The following is a 2005-nucleotide window of genomic DNA, read 5'->3' on the forward strand; positions in this document are numbered from 1 at the left end:
GTCATTCGATTCAGTCGATGGAGCCATCTCCAGTTTGAATCATAACCGCGAGTCCCTGCCAAGCCCCCTTGCACGCCAATTTGCCCCGGTTACCAATAAATCAACTATGTGTTTGATATTGTTCTGATATTTTTGGTTGCGGGGGCCAGATTTGAACTGACGACCTTCAGGTTATGAGCCTGAGCGAAATTGGTACATCCTTATGAATTTAAACAGATTTTAGCCAATTGAAAAATACTTGTGCTAAATCGTGTGCTAGAGATCACTCGGGTGAGAGGCACCTAACGCAACCCATAACAGGACGGGTCGCCGCCCAGGCGCCTAATACTCGCCCCTAAATTTGCGACAAGACCACCATTCCCTAAATAATGCATACTGCCTTCAATGGCTTCACGCCACGCAGGACCTCTGTCCCAAGCTTCCATGTATGCATCCGCGACAGCGTCGCCTTGCCGGAGTTCGATCATTGTCTCCATTAAGGTTTGCGCCTGTTGACGGTCCTTGCGACTTTTCGCCGTTCCATCGTCATCGATCTGGCGACGAGACCCGACGATAAGTTTGTGAACCGCATATCTTTCCGGCGCGGGCACAAATATCGGCAGCCCCGCCCCGTGAAGCACTACGGCTCGTACAGGTTGATGGATTAGGAAATCTAAGAAGCGTAACGGCTGCGCCGAGGCTCCCCCTAGTGCGGGCATATGTGCCGGCCTGCCGGCATAGTCATTCGAGCCGGTGTTCGGTGTCAAAAATTCCACCTTATAACCAGATCGCGCAACGAACTGGGTTGAATAGCGGTTATCAGCCTGATGGGGTACTTCCCGAAATGTTGGGTCTACTTGGCGCAAGACGTCGATGACCGGTGGCATCGTATCCCCAACAGCTACCGATATAGAATGGAATTGCGCGAAATCTGCATCGCCCGTCTGCATAATGTTATTCGGGAGACGAACGCCCAGAAGGGCCGAATAGCATTGAAACGCCACCGTGCCGACCATGACACCACGGAGGCGGAAAAAGCCGGCCTCTACCAGAGCCCCGATTATGTTGCCTACGAATATTTCAGGCCTCGGCAAGTACGCCTCGCGTACAAGGGTTGAGACAAGCTTACGCCGTGCGCGATTATCCGCCTTAAGATCCTTGAACTTTTCAACTCGTTCTGTGATGGCAGGATCATCAACTGGGCCAACATAAGTGCGTTGCTTTCCGCCTCCTTCTTTCGGCAGGTCGAAATACCAGTATCGTCGTTCGCCACTCTCCATCGAGATGAAACGACCGTCGATAGAAAACTCCTCCGAAAACTGTGCATCCAAGCTGCGTTGGGCCAGCTCGGAATACAAAGTCTGGTAGGTATGGTCGAGTAATTTCATGCCTATTACCTTTTTCGCAAAACTGGTAATAACACATACTCTTAAATACATCTATTACCGTTTTTGCGAAAAAGGTAATAGAGAGAAAAATCCCTGCTAACACATCTGATATACGGAATTGCCGGATGGACTTTCCAACGACGGCCGTCAGGTTTTGAGTAGCATTTGCGCTAAACTTTCTTCTTAATGAAATCAAAGGATTGGGGTGGATTCGGCACAAACCTCAAATCCAGCGCAAAAGCATGCGCCCTGTCCGACAATCAAAATAACCATTATCAAATTGATATTGTTCAGTTTGTTCTTTTGGTTGCGGGGGCCAGATTTGAACTGACGACCTTCAGGTTATGAGACGAAAGCATTTTGAAGTAAATATTTGAACTTTATATACTTTTAAAAATTCACTGTGGGCTTGGGCTGAAAACTGGGCTAAAATTCGTCATCAGATTACGAATATCGCACTCAAAAATCTCCCAGTGGTCCAAGGGAACCCAGGCAAAACAGGAACTTTAGAATTCCGCCCAGAGACTTGCGCTCGCCTCAGAAGTGAAATAGCCCCATAATTGACCGGACAGGATCTCCCACTTAAATAAGAGGTAGGAGCAATGTCGTCATTATGACCAGCCACAATCCAAAGATAG

The 2005-nt window shown here is 48.6% G+C and carries 1 protein-coding gene; it reads right to left on the reverse strand.

The window, feature by feature from the left end:
• Positions 1 to 281 precede the first annotated feature (281 nt).
• The gene (locus tag B060_RS0123445) at positions 282 to 1367 is read right to left on the reverse strand and encodes a nucleotidyltransferase family protein (protein WP_018084217.1); all 1086 of its coding nucleotides are present in this window, start codon (positions 1365 to 1367) and stop codon (positions 282 to 284) included.
• Positions 1368 to 2005: the final 638 nt, after the last annotated feature.

The sequence above is a fragment of the Asticcacaulis benevestitus DSM 16100 = ATCC BAA-896 genome (genome assembly GCF_000376105.1).
GTDB lineage: Bacteria > Pseudomonadota > Alphaproteobacteria > Caulobacterales > Caulobacteraceae > Asticcacaulis > Asticcacaulis benevestitus.

Excerpts from the sequence above, each read along its gene's own strand:
- B060_RS0123445 (WP_018084217.1), bottom strand. The coding sequence starts at position 1,367 with ATGAAATTACTCGACCATACCTACCAGACTTTGTATTCCGAGCTGGCC.